Raw genomic sequence first — 14,864 nt, 5'->3', positions numbered from 1 at the left:
TTCTAACGCTGCGAACCAAAATACCAATGGGACGCCAACCTCCATTGGGTTTTGGAATATCGATGCGTCTTACAAGCTGCGGCTGGTATTTTAGGGAAGGAATACGATGGTATAACGCAGGGAAATACTCAGAAAAAATTAATGCCGTAGCTTTTCGTGTTTATACCATCACACATTCAGCCGATTGTTATTTCAATTGTTGGCACGCATGAAGGAACCGCCTTAACGTGATGTAGCGCAGCAAGTAATAAACTGACAATATCGGCGCCACCTTGCGGCTTCCTATGCTCGTGCTAGCCCCAATAATATTGATACCGTGCCCACGCACTCCCCTGTCAACGCTTAGCCATAATGGTTACCTATTACCGCCCATGGCTCGGCAATGCTCTAAATCTTACCGAGCAGAGAAGATACGCCTCTTGATCTATTCGCTAGCTTTACTTGGCGCACTACAGGCCCCCGCTACTTGTGTTTAATTATTTCATTAAACTTGCTGTTTGTTCGATTTTTGAAGCCATTCTTTCAGTAACCCGCAATTTTATTACCTAATATGAGACCTTGGTGTCTCGTGCCGGTAAATTTTGTGAGCAGCTTATTAGTTTTGATCATGCATCTTTCGCGGTTTTTATTTTGTCTTGTATTATTTTTTGACGGAACTAGCGCTGCAGCGCACAAAGATACCGATAGCACTCCATGCGCTTAAATAGTGATACAAATAAGGTGCGGTACGTCTCACAATAATTTCTCAAAACAGTTAGAGTAGCTATTAGCTTAAGTCTCAATCACTCGATAATAAAAATGACGTCGCCTCCTGTAGCGCTTACGCCGAAGACTCAATAATGATAATAAATGATGACTGCTATGTATAAAATACCTTTTGCCCTAGGGCTTAGTTTAATCGGCCTGGTCGGGTGTGTAGGCAATGACTATGTTTGGCTGTCAGACCCCGATATTGAGCTTTATGAAAATCATCGCGGCGCTGCTTATCGAGCCGAGCTAGCAGGCACCATTGGGGCAGAGGTATCTTTTCGAGTTGAAGGCGAAGATGCTGAGTTGTTTACCACTAATACACAGACAGGGGAAATACAATTTAAACAGTCCCCTAATTATGAAGCTCCCAAAGATTTTATGCGGGATAATCGCTACCGAATCACCGTTATTGGTGAAGATGCAAATAGTGGCGAGAGGTTATCCGCCTTGAATGTGAGCATTACCATCATTGATGCCGAGCAAATAAAAGCAGCGCAGTTATTCCCGCTACCGAACAGTTATGTTGAATCCAATAGTCAAGGTGTAGTACCGCTGACAGTAGTATTTGACGGCAACGATGCACTGACTTTAAACCCAGACTATTGGCAGATTTTTGATCCAGATATCACGCATTTATTCGAATACAATTTTTTTGGTATTAACCCTAGCTATAATGAGGATGCACTATCAGTTTATTTAGATGCTAACCAGTACGATCATATAGATTATCAGTGGGTCCCAGCCTATTATGAGTCGGTTCAAGCCTACTTTGAGCGAAGCTTTAGCAATAATTTTCATCAAACCTCTTTGTTGCAATACGGTTATACGGTCAACCCTAGCAATAACATAACAGCGACCTACTCTAATAATGCATCGGAACAGGTTTCACCGCTTGAGATGGAGTGGCAGCTGAAAGATCAGTTAAACGACCAAGTGACCAGCTTTAATGATCGCCCTCAACAAATTGCACTCAGTGAAAGTATGGTATACCTCGCGAGTGACAATGTACTGTGGCAGATGACTCGCGAGGGTAAGCAGCTAGCCCCAGTATATAACGAGCAAAATTCCGCGATAGTGAAACTCTCAGTACTCAGCGAGCGAGTGTTTATGGTAGTGCATGAACAATTATCGCAGCGTTGGTACCTCAAGGAATTACTGGGCAATGGCGAAATCATCGATGTATATGAATTAGTGGGGTTTAACGCGCTAATGATTGGCGCTGATTTCGATATTGAAATCCTGTATGAAAACTCTGGGTATGTCGTTATTTTTCTACCCAAGGATTTATGTGCAACAAATAGTGAGGGAGCAATTGAGCCTGCCTTATATCGCTTTGATACAACGGGTTTCACTTTGGATAAGTCGCTACTAACCAATTCAAGCGAGGCCTTATTTAATTGCCAAAATGGATATATTGTCGATCAAAATTTATCGGTTGACCTAGAATATTCCTCGCCAAAACTAAGCTATAACTACAAAGAAAACACGGTTTACTACTGGGGGCGAAGTTATTCCGAAGACGATATAAACGGCCTCGCATTCACTGGAGCCTCATCATCGATTACGATAGGCACCGAATATTGGTTTGATGAGTCAGCGGACAGTGTCAGTGAGTTTCAGCACTTTTCGAAACACTTTGAACAGAGAAAATCGTTTTATGTTAAAGGCGGTGGTTTGTATGTGGTGAACGGTCATATAAACGGCGATGCGACGCGCATTTCCAGCGAGAATTATCAGGTACAAACCTATGCAGTAGATGCCTCTGCCAATCTCATTTACAGCATCGGCTTATGGGGGGATACCCAAACCCCTGCGATGGCTGCACACCATTTTTACAGTGGTGCTGCGAGCTATATACCCTTAATCAGCACCCATTAACAAAAAGAAGGGCGCACCATTTTTATTGAGACAAAGAAACGCCAGACATCAGTGTATTTGGGGCCGATGTCGTGGTTGAAATGCAAGGTGTTGATACCAGCAATTAACAGCTAAAACCCTGCCGGTACTTTTGTATTGCCGGCAGGGTTAGGTAAAGCCAATATACCCAAATAAAAGAAGGCAAGCTCCCTGCACGATTGGAGAACTCGCCTTTTTCTATTAAATAAAAATTTAGGAAATCCTTCACGGCGATATTGGCAGTTTTAACCCTTCTTACAAGACCTAATTTTAAAGATTCCTATTTCGTTTTTTGACCAATCGCCGCATAACCTAGAAGCTACCCAATGTCATTAACTTAGCGGCAGCCGACAATTTTTCAGGACTCGCTCAAGCCAATCCATGGGCGCTCCGCAGCGCTCCCGGCGCGTGAGGGTCCTGAAAAATCACCGCCTACGCTTCACTTGCCTTAAGTTAATGGCATTGAGAAGCCCCCCCCTACCCCAAACTTAAACCACATTACCACCCAGCAGCTTTTGCCCACTCGCGATGCATTTTATTATGCGCTGCGATATCTTTGGGTTTCCCACCGGGGTTTGACTGTAGCTCTTTTAGGTGCGCTTGCACGGCTTCTTGAATAGAAGGAAACCCAAGTTCCTTTCTTTTAATATTTGCTTGATCAACACAGACAACATTCGCATACAATTCACCACTGAGCGCCCACTCGAGAAACAGGCCGCATATTTGTGGCTTTCCTTCATAGTATTTAACACAATCCGCAAACGCTGCAAGGTTAGCTGGGTTTGATTCTTGTTTATCCACTGATGCAGATAATTTAGCTAAGAAATACTTCATTTTTTGGGGGTGCTGAATGGACGCACGTGCGACAAGATAGGCAGCCTCATTGATTTCAGTACCGAATTTAGAAATACAAGGCCACCCAGTGGCCTCTACGCATTGATATAAATACACAGTATTTTCTGCTCGTAGGTCCTTAAATCGAGATTCAGCGCCCTCATATCGTTTACCGCTTTCTGTAATTTCGTGCCAAAACTGCTTCTCCCTCTGAACCCTTGAAGTTATTTCTTCCCACATACTGCTATTCCTATAGATGCTATTCATGCGTACGATATTTAAAATAAACAGGGTAAACATACATAATTTCCCCGTAATTTAAACCTAAAAACCGCAGTTGAACCATCAAAGTCTACGCATCTTTTTGACTCTCAACTGCGGTTTCTAGGTTAAACTTAAGTTAATCGATGTAATCAGAGAAAAGACCAATATCAAGGATCACTAATCACCGAAAATACTGGGCTAATGGCGTAAGTGTAGCGGCGAGTCGCTACTGGCTATACGGTTACTGATTAAGGTGACTTTATTATTATCGATAAACTCATCAAGGCGCTGCATAAAATCGGTGGCATCAGCATGCAATGGTTGATTGAGCATTAACCCTGCCCAGCCATTACGGCCGCTATTTTTCACTTTGTACAAACACCAGTCGGCAATATCAATTGTTTGTTCCATCGTAACAGCCTTAACGTCATAAGCATCAAAGGGGTAGCAGGCATAACCAATGGAGCAGCTGCGCTGAATGACCAATTCATCATCTAACTCGAAGGAGATATTATCGATAGCTTTACGCAGCCGTTCTGCCATGACATCGGCAGATTTTCGCGAAACATAGCGGCACACAATTAAAAACTCTTCACCACCCCAACGAATCACCATATCGGAATCACGGCAAGTATCACTTAAAACTTCAGCTATTTTCTTTAGAACGCTATCGCCATGTGCGTGACCATAGCGATCATTCACGCTTTTAAAATGATCAATATCAACAAGATAAAAAATTAAACTATCCGCAGCCAAAGCCGCTTCTTGCGAGTCATCAAAACCATAATAGTTACGCGCCACTTTTGCTACATCGATCGCTATAGCGTCGTAAAAATAACGTCGATTACGCAACCCTGTTAGCTGATCGGAATAACTGGCATCCTCCATATTCTTATAGGCAACCTCTAACTCTTGGTTTTTCGCCTTAAGCTCTTTAGTGCGCTCTATAATTTTATCTTCTAACAATTTATTCTGGGCTTCAACAAACTGCCGCCTAGCATACTGAGAATAGATAATCCCCAAAAAAAACGACATAAATGCCATACAGTAGATAAGGTAGGCCCACCAAGTTTGCCACCAAGGAGGCAATATGAATAAAGCCACACTGAGCTCTTGATCCATCCAAATACCTTCATTGTTACTCGCACGGACACGAAAGGTATACTCCCCCGAATCAAGGTTGGTGTAGGTTGCAGCACGGTTAGTCTTTGCATAAGTCCAGTGTTCGTCAAAGCCTTCCAATTTATAAGCGTAATGATTTTTCTCTGTTATATCGAAATTTAGGAGCGAAAATTCAAACGTAAATACCGATTGATCATGGCGTAAAGTAATCTCTTCGGTATAACTAATGGATTGCGCTAAGGTGAAATCGGAAGTGGGGCTTTCACTATAAGCCAACGATTTTTCTAAAAATTTAGCTTCGCCGGCATTGGTGTTAGAGTAAAACGGATTATCCACCTTCACAGGTAAATTAAATAGATAAAATGCCGTCATCCTCAACGGTGCTTGATAATGATTGGTAAATATCAATGTTGGATCGACGATAGTCAGCCCACCAACACCACCAAAGGCGATCTGTCCAGCTGCTGTTTTTAATCCGGCGGGATGGTTGAAAATATTACTTTTTAAACCATTTTCTTTAGTAAAGGTTTTAAAGTTTTTGGTTATAGGGTCGAAACGAGAAATACCGCCACCTGTACTCATCCAAATAAAGCCATCATCATCTTCAACAATGGACGATACCGAATCGTGCGCCAACCCCTCTTGCATCCCATACACATGGAAAGTATTTTCTGCACGATACCAAACGTTCACTCCCCCACCTTCTGTTCCAAGCCAGATATTCCCGTGTGAATCTTGGAATGTATCGCGAATAACCGGAATACTCGGCTTGATAACATGATCACCAAGCTGTGCAAAGTACTCGAAGTAAGACTCTGTTGGCGCTTGATTATTGGCAGAATCGCTACCGAGGTTTTGATGCTCTCTGGCCAAACGAAAAAGGCCATCATCAGTCGACAGCCAAAATGCACCTCTGTCATCCTCTTCTATATCCAAAGCCCGACCGGATGTTGACTTGCCAGGTTCTCGAAAATGATACCGCACAAAATCATCACTCTGAGGGCGGTAGCGATGCAGCCCCCCCATGTTGGAGCCTACCCATAAGCGATCTAAACTATCAATTGAAAGCGACCAAGCCTCGCGATTAACAAGACTATTCGGGTTGTCATTTTCAGGCATATAGCGTCGAAACTTTTGCGTAACCGGATCTAAACGCCCAACTCCCCCCCACGCGGTACCTACCCAAACTGACTTATCTTTATCTAAAGCCACCGCACTTACCATCGATGAGGGCAAAGATGACGGGTCTTCATCATCATGCATATAGCGGGTAATCTTATCGAGACTAAAATCCAAATAATTAAGGCATTTACGTGTGCCCACCCAAAGATTGCGCTCTTCATCTTCAGCCAATGACAATACATCGGTATAGCTTAAGCTATTTGGGTTGGCCGGCTCGTGCTGGTAAATTTGAAAAGCTGCCGAGTAGCGATCGGCACGCGCCACCCCTGCGGGGCTAAACGCAATCCATAAGCCACCGCTGGCATCGTAAAACAAAGCTGACAAACTTGTGCTTTTGGCATCACTCCCAGAAAAGTATTGATCAAAGTCATTAGTGTCGGGCTGATATAACATCAAGCCTTTATCGCCAGTACCAATCCATATGTTCTCAGCAGACGCCAAGATCCGGTTAACATTGGAGGAGCCTAAAGCATTAGGGTTATTGTAATCGGCAAAAAAACTATCGAACTTACCGTCACCTAAATAGCGGTTCAAACCATAATAGGTTCCAACCCACATATCTCCGCTCGGCGCTCTTGCAATCGACGTTGCATGATTCTGGCTTAAACTTTGTGGGTCGTTATCCGCATGCCGTAAGCGCCTCACTACTTGTCGAGTTTTAGGGTTAAGAATATCAATACCCCCGTCCTTTATACCCACCCATAAAAGCCCATCAGGCCCCTCTTCAATCGAAGATATAATATTACCGCTCAGGCTAAACTCATCGTTGATATCATAAACAAAGCGATCAAAGTCATTGCCGGCAGGGTTAAACCGTAAAAGACCACCACCTTCAGTACCAACCCAAAGCTCCCCTGCTTCGGTATATTTTAAATTCAATACGCTATTGTGGCTCAGGCCGCGAGGGTCTTCGGGATCAAACATAAAGCGCTCAAAGCGTTCAAGGGCGGGATCAAAACGATTTAACCCCCAGTAGGTTGCCACCCAAAGGTCACCATTGTTATCAACCGCCAAGTCATTCACGGTATTGGTAGAAATGCTTGTTTGATCAAGATTGCTGTGTTGAAACAACTGAATGCTGTAGCCATCTAATCGAGCTAAACCATTTTTACCACCAAACCACATAAACCCCTGCCTATCTTGCGCCATAGCAAGCACTTGCCCTAGGGTACCCAGTGCTGGGTCTTCGTAAAAATGCAGGTCCATATTTAGCGGTTTGCGCTGCGTTTTGCGGCTTTGCTCAGCAACAGCAGAATCAACAGGCGCACTTTCAGCAATTGCCGGCGCACCTATTAAAGCTAGGCAGGTAACAGTTATTAGCCTAAAAGCAATGGCACGGGCCGGCCATAAAATGACGATCCCCGTAACCAACCATGTCAACGAAGAAAGCACACGCAAACCTAATGTTAGTTATTTAGCTAAGTATAGGAAAAGCCTGCCTATAAGCACGCCTTTAATGCAACCAATATCCCGTCAAAGGTACAAATTACCGGGCGCTGCAAAACGCACCCTTTTTTGCAACGCTAGCGACTTACTCTTTAAGCCTCCAAATTTAGCCCCCAAAGCCAACTTTCCTTAATTTCACTCTGGTATTCCACTGTTGAACTTTCATCACCGGAGTACAAACTGCAATAAATTATTGACGGTAAAAGCTCACAAACGCAGTGCTTTTTTACAATGACAATATCTTGTCGCTGTTAATAGTTTTAATAACCAAAAAAAAGCACCGCTCCGAAACACAGCATTATTAAGTCTATTTAAGTGTCACCAAAGGTAACGCCAGGCGTGCACAATAATCACACAAAACGAACACATCATAAACTACTGAGATTTAACCATGCTTTTACAAAAAACTTTTTATGTCGCCGCGACTTTTTCTGCAGCTTTACTTTTTAGCGCATCAACTTTGGCTGCGCCATCAACAAAAGGCGTTATTACCAGCGTAGATACACTTAATAACATTATTAATGTTGAAGCGAGAGGCGGGCAGCAAAAAAGCTTTGCGCTAAACCCACAAAGCCGCGTAATTATTGAGGGAGCAGCGGCAGGAATTAGTGACTTGCGCACCGGCCACACAGTAAAAATATCCACCGTTAAGCCACCTCAAGAACCCACCATCAGCGGAGAAATTATCGCGATAAACCACGATGATTCCACCGCCAAAATTAAAGACAAAAAAACACGTAAGGTGGTGACCGTCTCTTTAGATTCATCGGTTAATGTATTAGGCGAAGTAAATACTGTCGCGGCCTTAACAAAGGGCCATTTAGTGACAGTCCGTTTAAAATAATTACCGCATCGGGCGGGTAATTTAACGCATTAAATCAGCCTTCATTCGCCTGATTTAATGCGCGCACTGTTTCCCTGCCATTTAGTAACTCATCAAGCGTCAGTTTATAGCTTGGCGCAAAAAGGCCCAGAAACGTATCAACTTCTGGCATATTGAAAGCCGCTAAGCGTGCGGCGATATCTTGTGCAGCTTTGGAAAATTCACTGTTACCTGCTTTAAGTTCTTCTTGGCATTTCAAAAACGCCGCTAATGTATCGGCGCCTTTAATTAGCCGCTTAACCTCAGCAGGCACTTCAGACGAAACAACCAACGGGGTAAATGCGGCTTTCATGTCTTCAGGCAATAGCGCAATTAACTCACGCTCAGCTTGTATTTCGACCTCTTTAAACGCCTTTTGCATACCCTTTGAATGATATTTAATGGGCGTGGGCATATCGCCGGTAATCACTTCAGACACATCGTGATATAGCGCCGTTGTCGCCACCAAATTAGCGTCATATTGGCCGCCAAAGCGGCTGTTGCTTAATACCGCCAAGGCATGCGCTATTGTTGCTACCTCCCAGCTATGCTCCATCACATTTTCAGGAATGGCATTGCGCTTTAAGCCCCAGCGAATAACCCACCGAATCTTGCTGATGTAAGCAAAAAAGTGGCTTTGCATTTTGGTAGTACTTATTGGTGCTTTCGACATGAGAATCCCCTTTGGCGTTACACAATAAACACAGCCATTTTGCGCCTAATAAGGCGGTAAAATAAAGGGGGGGATAAAGTGAATACTGAGGGCGCGCATAACGCGCAAACAGCGGCGCCAGAATAGGCGCCGCCATAACAACACTTAAGCGGTTTTAGGCTTAGAACCAAGCAAACCGTAATAGGCAATAAAGCCGTAGCACAAAATGGGCAAGAAGAAGGCGATTTGCAGGCCAAGGCTATCGGCTAATGCGCCTTGCGCCAATGGCACAATAGCGCCACCAACAATGGCCATACACAAAATGCCAGAACCTTGGCTGGTGTGCTCACCTAAACCACGAAGCGCCAAACTAAAAATCGTTGGGAACATAATCGAGTTACACAAACCTACCGCCAAAATAGCCACCATCGCTAGCTTACCTGACGTTACCATTGCAATGGCCACCAAAATACACGCCATAACAGCGTTAAAGGCCAATACACGGCCAGCCGGTAAATAACGCATTACCGCAGCACCAATAAAGCGGCCTACCATAGCGCCCATCCAATAGTAAGTGAGCATTGCACCTGCAGCGAGCTCGGTCATACCCACAATGTTTGGGTCGCCCAAGAAGTTAACAATAAAGCTACCAATCGATACTTCTGCGCCCACATATACAAAAATACCTACAGCCCCTAATACCAAGTGCCGATATGCCCAAGCAGAAGAGCCGCTAGTTTGCCCTTTAACATCAGGGCTAGAGACAATTTTAGGCAGCTTGATAAAAGCAAAAATCACCGCCAGTAATATCAATGCGCCAAACAGCATAATGTAAGGCCCCTGTACCGACGCCGCTTCATGGGCTTGGGTTTCGGCAATAGTCGCGCCTTCAGGTGCTGACGATAAAATAAGGAAAGCACCAAATACCGGCGCAATAGTGGTACCCAGCGAGTTAAAAGCCTGCGTTAACGTTAAGCGGCTAGAGGCTGTTTCTGGCGATCCTAAAACAGTCACAAACGGGTTAGCAGCCACCTGTAAAATAGTAATGCCCGATGCCAATACAAACAGCGCCGCTAAAAATAAACCGTATACACGCATGCCGGCAGCGGGGTAAAACATTAAGCACCCTACACCAGCAATGACCAAACCCAACACAATACCACGCTGAAAACCAATGCGTTTAACCAAAGAGCCAGCAGGAATAGAGACAATAAAATAAGCCCCAAAGAAGCAAAATTGCACCAGCATCGCCTGAGTGTAATTCAGATCAAAGACACCCTTTAAATGCGGAATCAAGATATCATTTAAGCAGGTTAGAAAACCCCACATAAAGAATAGCGATGTTAACCAAACCAGTGGCAGTAGATAACTCTTACCGGGCACGTAGCCCTCACTGTTGACGGGGCTTTCATTGACACTAGGCGTTACAGCCATACGACCTCCTACATAGTTCTCGCGGTGCGAGGTGAATTAAAAACAGGAATACCCTACTCGGGAAATCGCGATACCCGCCGATTTCTAAAATCATGCGCATACTACCGCATTGACGATTAATCAGTGCAAATAAATAGGCGAAAAATGGAGGCGCATTTTGCCCTAAGTTATGGGCTTAGGTAACAACTAAACGCCATTTGACAGCAAAAAAACAATACCTGTTACTCTTTCAACGGGTACCGCCGCATGGTTTTACCCGCTATAGAAGCGACTTTCGATACTCTGACGGCGTACTGCCGGTGATTTTTTTGAAAAAGCGATTGAATGCCGATTTACTATTAAAACCAGACATCTCTGATATGTCGATAATCGAGTGGCCATGCCCGTCGGCCAGCAGTGTTTTAGCATGCTCGATACGGTAGTTATTGACGTACTCAAAAAAGTTAACGCCAAAGTGCCGGTTAATAATATTAGATGTTTGCCTGGCTGGTATGCGCGCCGCACGCGCGAGTTGATCCACCGTAAGCTCTGGCTCTAAGTACAAACGCTCTTGCTCCATCAGTGCCACTAAACGGTTGACCAATACTAACGGCACCTCTTGCGTTTCGTCGCCATGTACTTCGGTCGGCTCGCTAGGCAATTCAACTACGCGGCGAGGTGCGAGCGAAGCAGCCGGCTGTACCAACGGCAGCTGCGATGCGATAACGGGCGCACTGTTTTCTACAGGAGTAGAAGCCTGGCTTTCTTGTATTGGCTGCTCGGTAGGCTGTAGTTCCTCGCGGCCTACACTATTGGGGGGCGTACGCCCTAAAGCCATACGCGAATACAATAAATTGTAGAACGCGAGTGCTTTTACAAAAATTAAATCGTAGTAGTTACCCGTTAAGCCAAACAAAGCCGATAAAGACGTTAGGCCAACAGTCGCAAAAATGATATTGGCAAAATTCCAACACCAGGTGAATAAAAAGCCATAAATAAGCAGCTTCAACCAATTGCGATCAATTTTATCGACATTGGAATAAGTGTCTTTTAAGCCCTCTACATAAACACGAATACTTTTTACACTTGCCAACGCATACACCAAAGTCAGTGCGCTAGGGCCGTAAACAATCCAGTTAAAAGCCCAGCTATCCAAGAGCAAGCCATAATGAAAAACCCCCTCAACGACCTTATCGTGGCCGAGCTCTGCCATCATTACCGCAAAGTACACAGGAAATAAAAGCGCAGGAATTGCATGCAGAGCAACGGATTTAACAGGCCCAACAGTACCGTAAAGTACAGAGCGCGTATAAAAAAGCAGCAGTGGCCCCTGTAAAAAAGCAGCAATTTTAAAAACAAAAAACAAATACACGTAATCGGCTAAGTAGCCATTTTTTAAAGGCGCGCACCAATACATTAAGGTATCCAAGGCTTCACAGCCTGTGGCCAATAAAAACAGAGACAATAGCCGGCAACTTAACACCCGCCCTTCTCGCACAGCTAAAAGCAATACCGAAAAAGAGATACTTTCAAAAATCACCAAAATTAAGGTGATGTCATTAATATTGAAAATTGAGTCAGAAAAAAACATAAGCCGTCTTTTATATTATTATCATTAAGGTGCGCAGGATATTCGCTAGCGAAAACATATTACTCGAGCAAAACTACATCAGTTGTTAATCCACCGGCCTCTACCGTGAACACGCCAGGCTCTGCTGTTAGCGCTAGGGCACCGTTGACGAATGCAAAATCATCGACCGTTAACGTAAAAGCAACCGTGCGCTGCTCGCCTGCAGCCAAAGCAATGCGAGTAAAACGCTTTAAGCGTTTATTGGCGGGGGTTAAGGAAGCAAAGTGATCTTTAATATAAAGCTCGATTACTTTTTCACCGGCGTGCTGGCCAGTATTTTTCACCTGCACGCTCACAGTTAAGGTATCGCCCGCTTTAAATTCTGACTGCGCAAGCCCATCCTCACCACTTACCGATAAGTTCGAAATAGCAAAGTCGGTATAACTCAAGCCAAAACCAAACGGCCACTGCGGGGCATAGCCATCCATGCCAGCGCTACTTTTGGGCCGCTGGCGAATCGCTGCACTTATGGGGTGATCATAAGTCAGCAGGTTACCGGTATATTGGGGGTAGCTAAACGGTAAAACGCCTGCTGGGTTGTTCAAGCCGAGCAACGTTTGGGCGATAGCTTGTGCACCTTGGCTACCCGGCCTGTAGGCATAAAGAATAGCGGCTAAACCATCGACTATAGGTGCAATAATACGCGGGCGCCCCATTGTAAATAATGCTATTACTGGCTTGCCGGTAGCAATGGCTGCTTGTGCCAACTGCAGCTGATCTTTGGCGAGTGTTAGATCATCAATCGACCCCATTTGCTCGGCGTAAGCGCCCTCGCCTAGCGCTAATACAATGTAATCCACCTTGGGGGCAAAACGCTTCACACTGGCAACATCTACATTTGCCGGCGCGTAAAAGTCTGCTTCACCTTGATGAATGACATTGCCTGCACCAAGGTGCTGCTGTAAAGCTTGATGCAGTGTTTGCGTTTCACTGGGGTATAAACTGTCATCATCGCCCTGCCAACTAAAAGACCAACTACCATTTAGCGCATGTAAACTTTTAGCCGCGGGGCCGGCCAATAACACTTTGGCACCGGCGGGTAACGGCAAGGTGCGCTTATCGTTTTTAAGCAATGTCATACTTTTATTGGCTAAAGCTAATGCATGCTGCTTATGTGCTGCTTTTTCAGCCCGTAAAGTGGCCGCTGACGATTGCTGCTGCACCCAGTGAGCAGGCATTAATTGATTAAATAAGCCCAGCTTTATTTTTAAGGCCAATATGCGCCTTACCGAATCATCTATACGTCGCTCACTAATACGACCTTCTTTGACTAAAGCTACAAGCAACTCAGGAAAGCTAAACTCAGTAGCAACCATGCTCATATCTATACCGGCATTAACCGCCATTTCTACTGCGTGCTTTTTGGATGGCGCCACCTTGTGGCGGGTATGTAAATAATTAATATCGGCCCAGTCAGATACGATTAACCCGCGATACCCTAATTGCTCGCGAAGTACGCCTTGCAGTAACGCCGCATTGGCGTGCGTTGGCATACCGTTAATGGAGGCCGAATTAACCATCGCTGTCGAGGCGCCAGCAGCAATAGCGGCCTTGAATGGCGGTATGTGATCTTGCCAAAGCTGCACATCAGGCAAGTATGCCGGCGCGCGATCCTTGCCATCGAGCGGAACGGAATAACCAATAAAATGCTTCATCGTTGAGGCCATTCCCATCGCTTCAAACACCTGAATCATAGTGGCGCCGTATTGGCTCACAAGGTATGGGTCTTCACCGAAGGTTTCTTCTAGCCTTGGCCATAGTGGGTGGCGTCCCACATCGAGTACAGGGCCAAAATTCCATAAAATACCGGCTGCGGCGGTTTCCTTTGCTGTAATGCTGGCGGCTATTTGCGCCGCCTGTGTATCGCGTATTGCAGCTAGGCTAATGTTCTGGGGCAGTAAAACGGCGTCTTTTACAAAAGAGGCACCGTGCATGGAATCGGTACCTATAAGCACCGGAATCTGGTGACTACTATTAGCCTGATTAAGCGTGTCAATCCACCTCTGCCACTGGCTTGTACTGTATAAATTTGCCGGTGAATTAATGAACGTGCCGACATGATATTGATTTAGCGCTTTATCTAACTTGGCGGCATTAAGCACTGGCTGGCCGTTAGCGTCGGTATCAAAAAAGATATAAGCCGCCAACATTGTCATTTGTCCAACTTTTTGCTCTAGCGACAAGCCTTGTAATATTCGCTCTATTTGCGCTTGCTCACTCGGAATTTGGGGTGCTGGAGGCTGATTCTTATAGTCTGCGCCAACACACGCCGCTAGCGTAAAAGCCGCTAATGCGCAGGTTATGCAGCACCTTAAAAGACGCAACGTCACCATGGCCTTTAAACTAAACCTCATAAGCGCAAACCTTTAACTTGGTGGTACTGCAAAGTGCACATCAGATGCATTCGAATATACAGGGTGTTGTATTAAGAATAGAGGGTTTCTGGCGGTCAAGCTCAGCCAGTGCCACTTTTAGTGCAGTGCTTAGACTTGGATGTCTAAGCACTGCAACCAAACTGGCCCCACTGTATCGCCGCGAAGGGTGACACCACACCCAACCGCCGTCGACTCAACTTGTGCATACTCAAAACTAAGCCTTAGTACCAGCCCTAGTAGCACGTGCCACTTAACGTTAAATGCGCCGGCGGCTACGCGCAAAGCCAGTAAAATCAGCGAGTGCCGTAAGTACCTTACGGGTTTAGGTACTGCTTTTTTATAGCAACAGTGGCGAGACACGCTGTGTCCTTATCGCGGCTAAACGCGAATCAGTACGCCTAGTATGTTTGTACCCAACCACAAAACTGATTATTTTTT

Annotated in this window: 9 protein-coding genes; 2 read left to right on the top strand and 7 right to left on the bottom strand. The window is 45.2% G+C overall.

Annotated features, from left to right (window positions below; translation table 11 throughout):
• Positions 1 to 861: 861 nt before the first annotated feature.
• Positions 862 to 2,628 (top strand): cadherin repeat domain-containing protein, encoded by a 1,767-nt coding sequence (locus MARGE09_RS10720; protein ID WP_236981795.1) that lies wholly within the window; start codon positions 862 to 864, stop codon positions 2,626 to 2,628.
• Between the two features lie 516 nt (positions 2,629 to 3,144).
• Here MARGE09_RS10720 and MARGE09_RS10715 read toward each other — a convergent pair.
• Together MARGE09_RS10715 and MARGE09_RS10710 are read right to left on the bottom strand one after the other, a co-directional pair.
• Positions 3,145 to 3,780 carry a hypothetical protein gene (locus tag MARGE09_RS10715; protein WP_236981793.1) on the bottom strand — a complete coding sequence of 212 codons (636 nt, stop codon included), beginning with the start codon at positions 3,778 to 3,780 and terminating at the stop codon, positions 3,145 to 3,147.
• Positions 3,781 to 3,942: 162 nt separating this feature from the next.
• Entirely contained in the window at positions 3,943 to 7,440 is a 3,498-nt protein-coding gene (locus MARGE09_RS10710; protein ID WP_236981791.1) for a ligand-binding sensor domain-containing diguanylate cyclase, read from the bottom strand.
• Between the two features lie 445 nt (positions 7,441 to 7,885).
• Here MARGE09_RS10710 and MARGE09_RS10705 point away from each other — a divergent pair, with 445 nt between their 5' ends.
• A complete protein-coding gene (locus MARGE09_RS10705; RefSeq protein WP_236987324.1) occupies positions 7,886 to 8,338 on the top strand; it encodes a hypothetical protein in 453 nt (150 codons plus the stop codon).
• A gap of 34 nt (positions 8,339 to 8,372) precedes the next feature.
• Here the strand turns inward: MARGE09_RS10705 and yfbR are convergent, their stop codons facing one another.
• The 5 genes from yfbR to MARGE09_RS10680 form a co-directional block, all read right to left on the bottom strand.
• Positions 8,373 to 9,029, bottom strand: a complete 657-nt coding sequence (yfbR, locus tag MARGE09_RS10700) for a 5'-deoxynucleotidase (RefSeq protein ID WP_236987323.1) — start codon at positions 9,027 to 9,029, stop codon at positions 8,373 to 8,375.
• Positions 9,030 to 9,173: 144 nt separating this feature from the next.
• Positions 9,174 to 10,442 carry a sugar MFS transporter gene (locus tag MARGE09_RS10695; RefSeq protein WP_236987322.1) on the bottom strand — a complete coding sequence of 423 codons (1,269 nt, stop codon included), beginning with the start codon at positions 10,440 to 10,442 and terminating at the stop codon, positions 9,174 to 9,176.
• Positions 10,443 to 10,701: 259 nt separating this feature from the next.
• A complete protein-coding gene (locus tag MARGE09_RS10690) occupies positions 10,702 to 12,012 on the bottom strand; it encodes a helix-turn-helix domain-containing protein (protein ID WP_236987321.1) in 1,311 nt (436 codons plus the stop codon).
• 59 nt (positions 12,013 to 12,071) lie between these two features.
• The gene (locus MARGE09_RS10685) at positions 12,072 to 14,405 is read right to left on the bottom strand and encodes a glycoside hydrolase family 3 N-terminal domain-containing protein (protein ID WP_236987320.1); all 2,334 of its coding nucleotides are present in this window, start codon (positions 14,403 to 14,405) and stop codon (positions 12,072 to 12,074) included.
• A gap of 129 nt (positions 14,406 to 14,534) precedes the next feature.
• The gene (locus MARGE09_RS10680; protein WP_236987319.1) at positions 14,535 to 14,786 is read right to left on the bottom strand and encodes a hypothetical protein; all 252 of its coding nucleotides are present in this window, start codon (positions 14,784 to 14,786) and stop codon (positions 14,535 to 14,537) included.
• Positions 14,787 to 14,864 lie beyond the last annotated feature (78 nt).

Origin of the sequence: Marinagarivorans cellulosilyticus (assembly GCF_021655555.1) — a bacterium.
GTDB lineage: Bacteria > Pseudomonadota > Gammaproteobacteria > Pseudomonadales > Cellvibrionaceae > Marinagarivorans > Marinagarivorans cellulosilyticus.
Note: the sequence above shows the minus strand (reverse complement) of the source record. Positions and strands in the feature narration are given on the sequence as shown.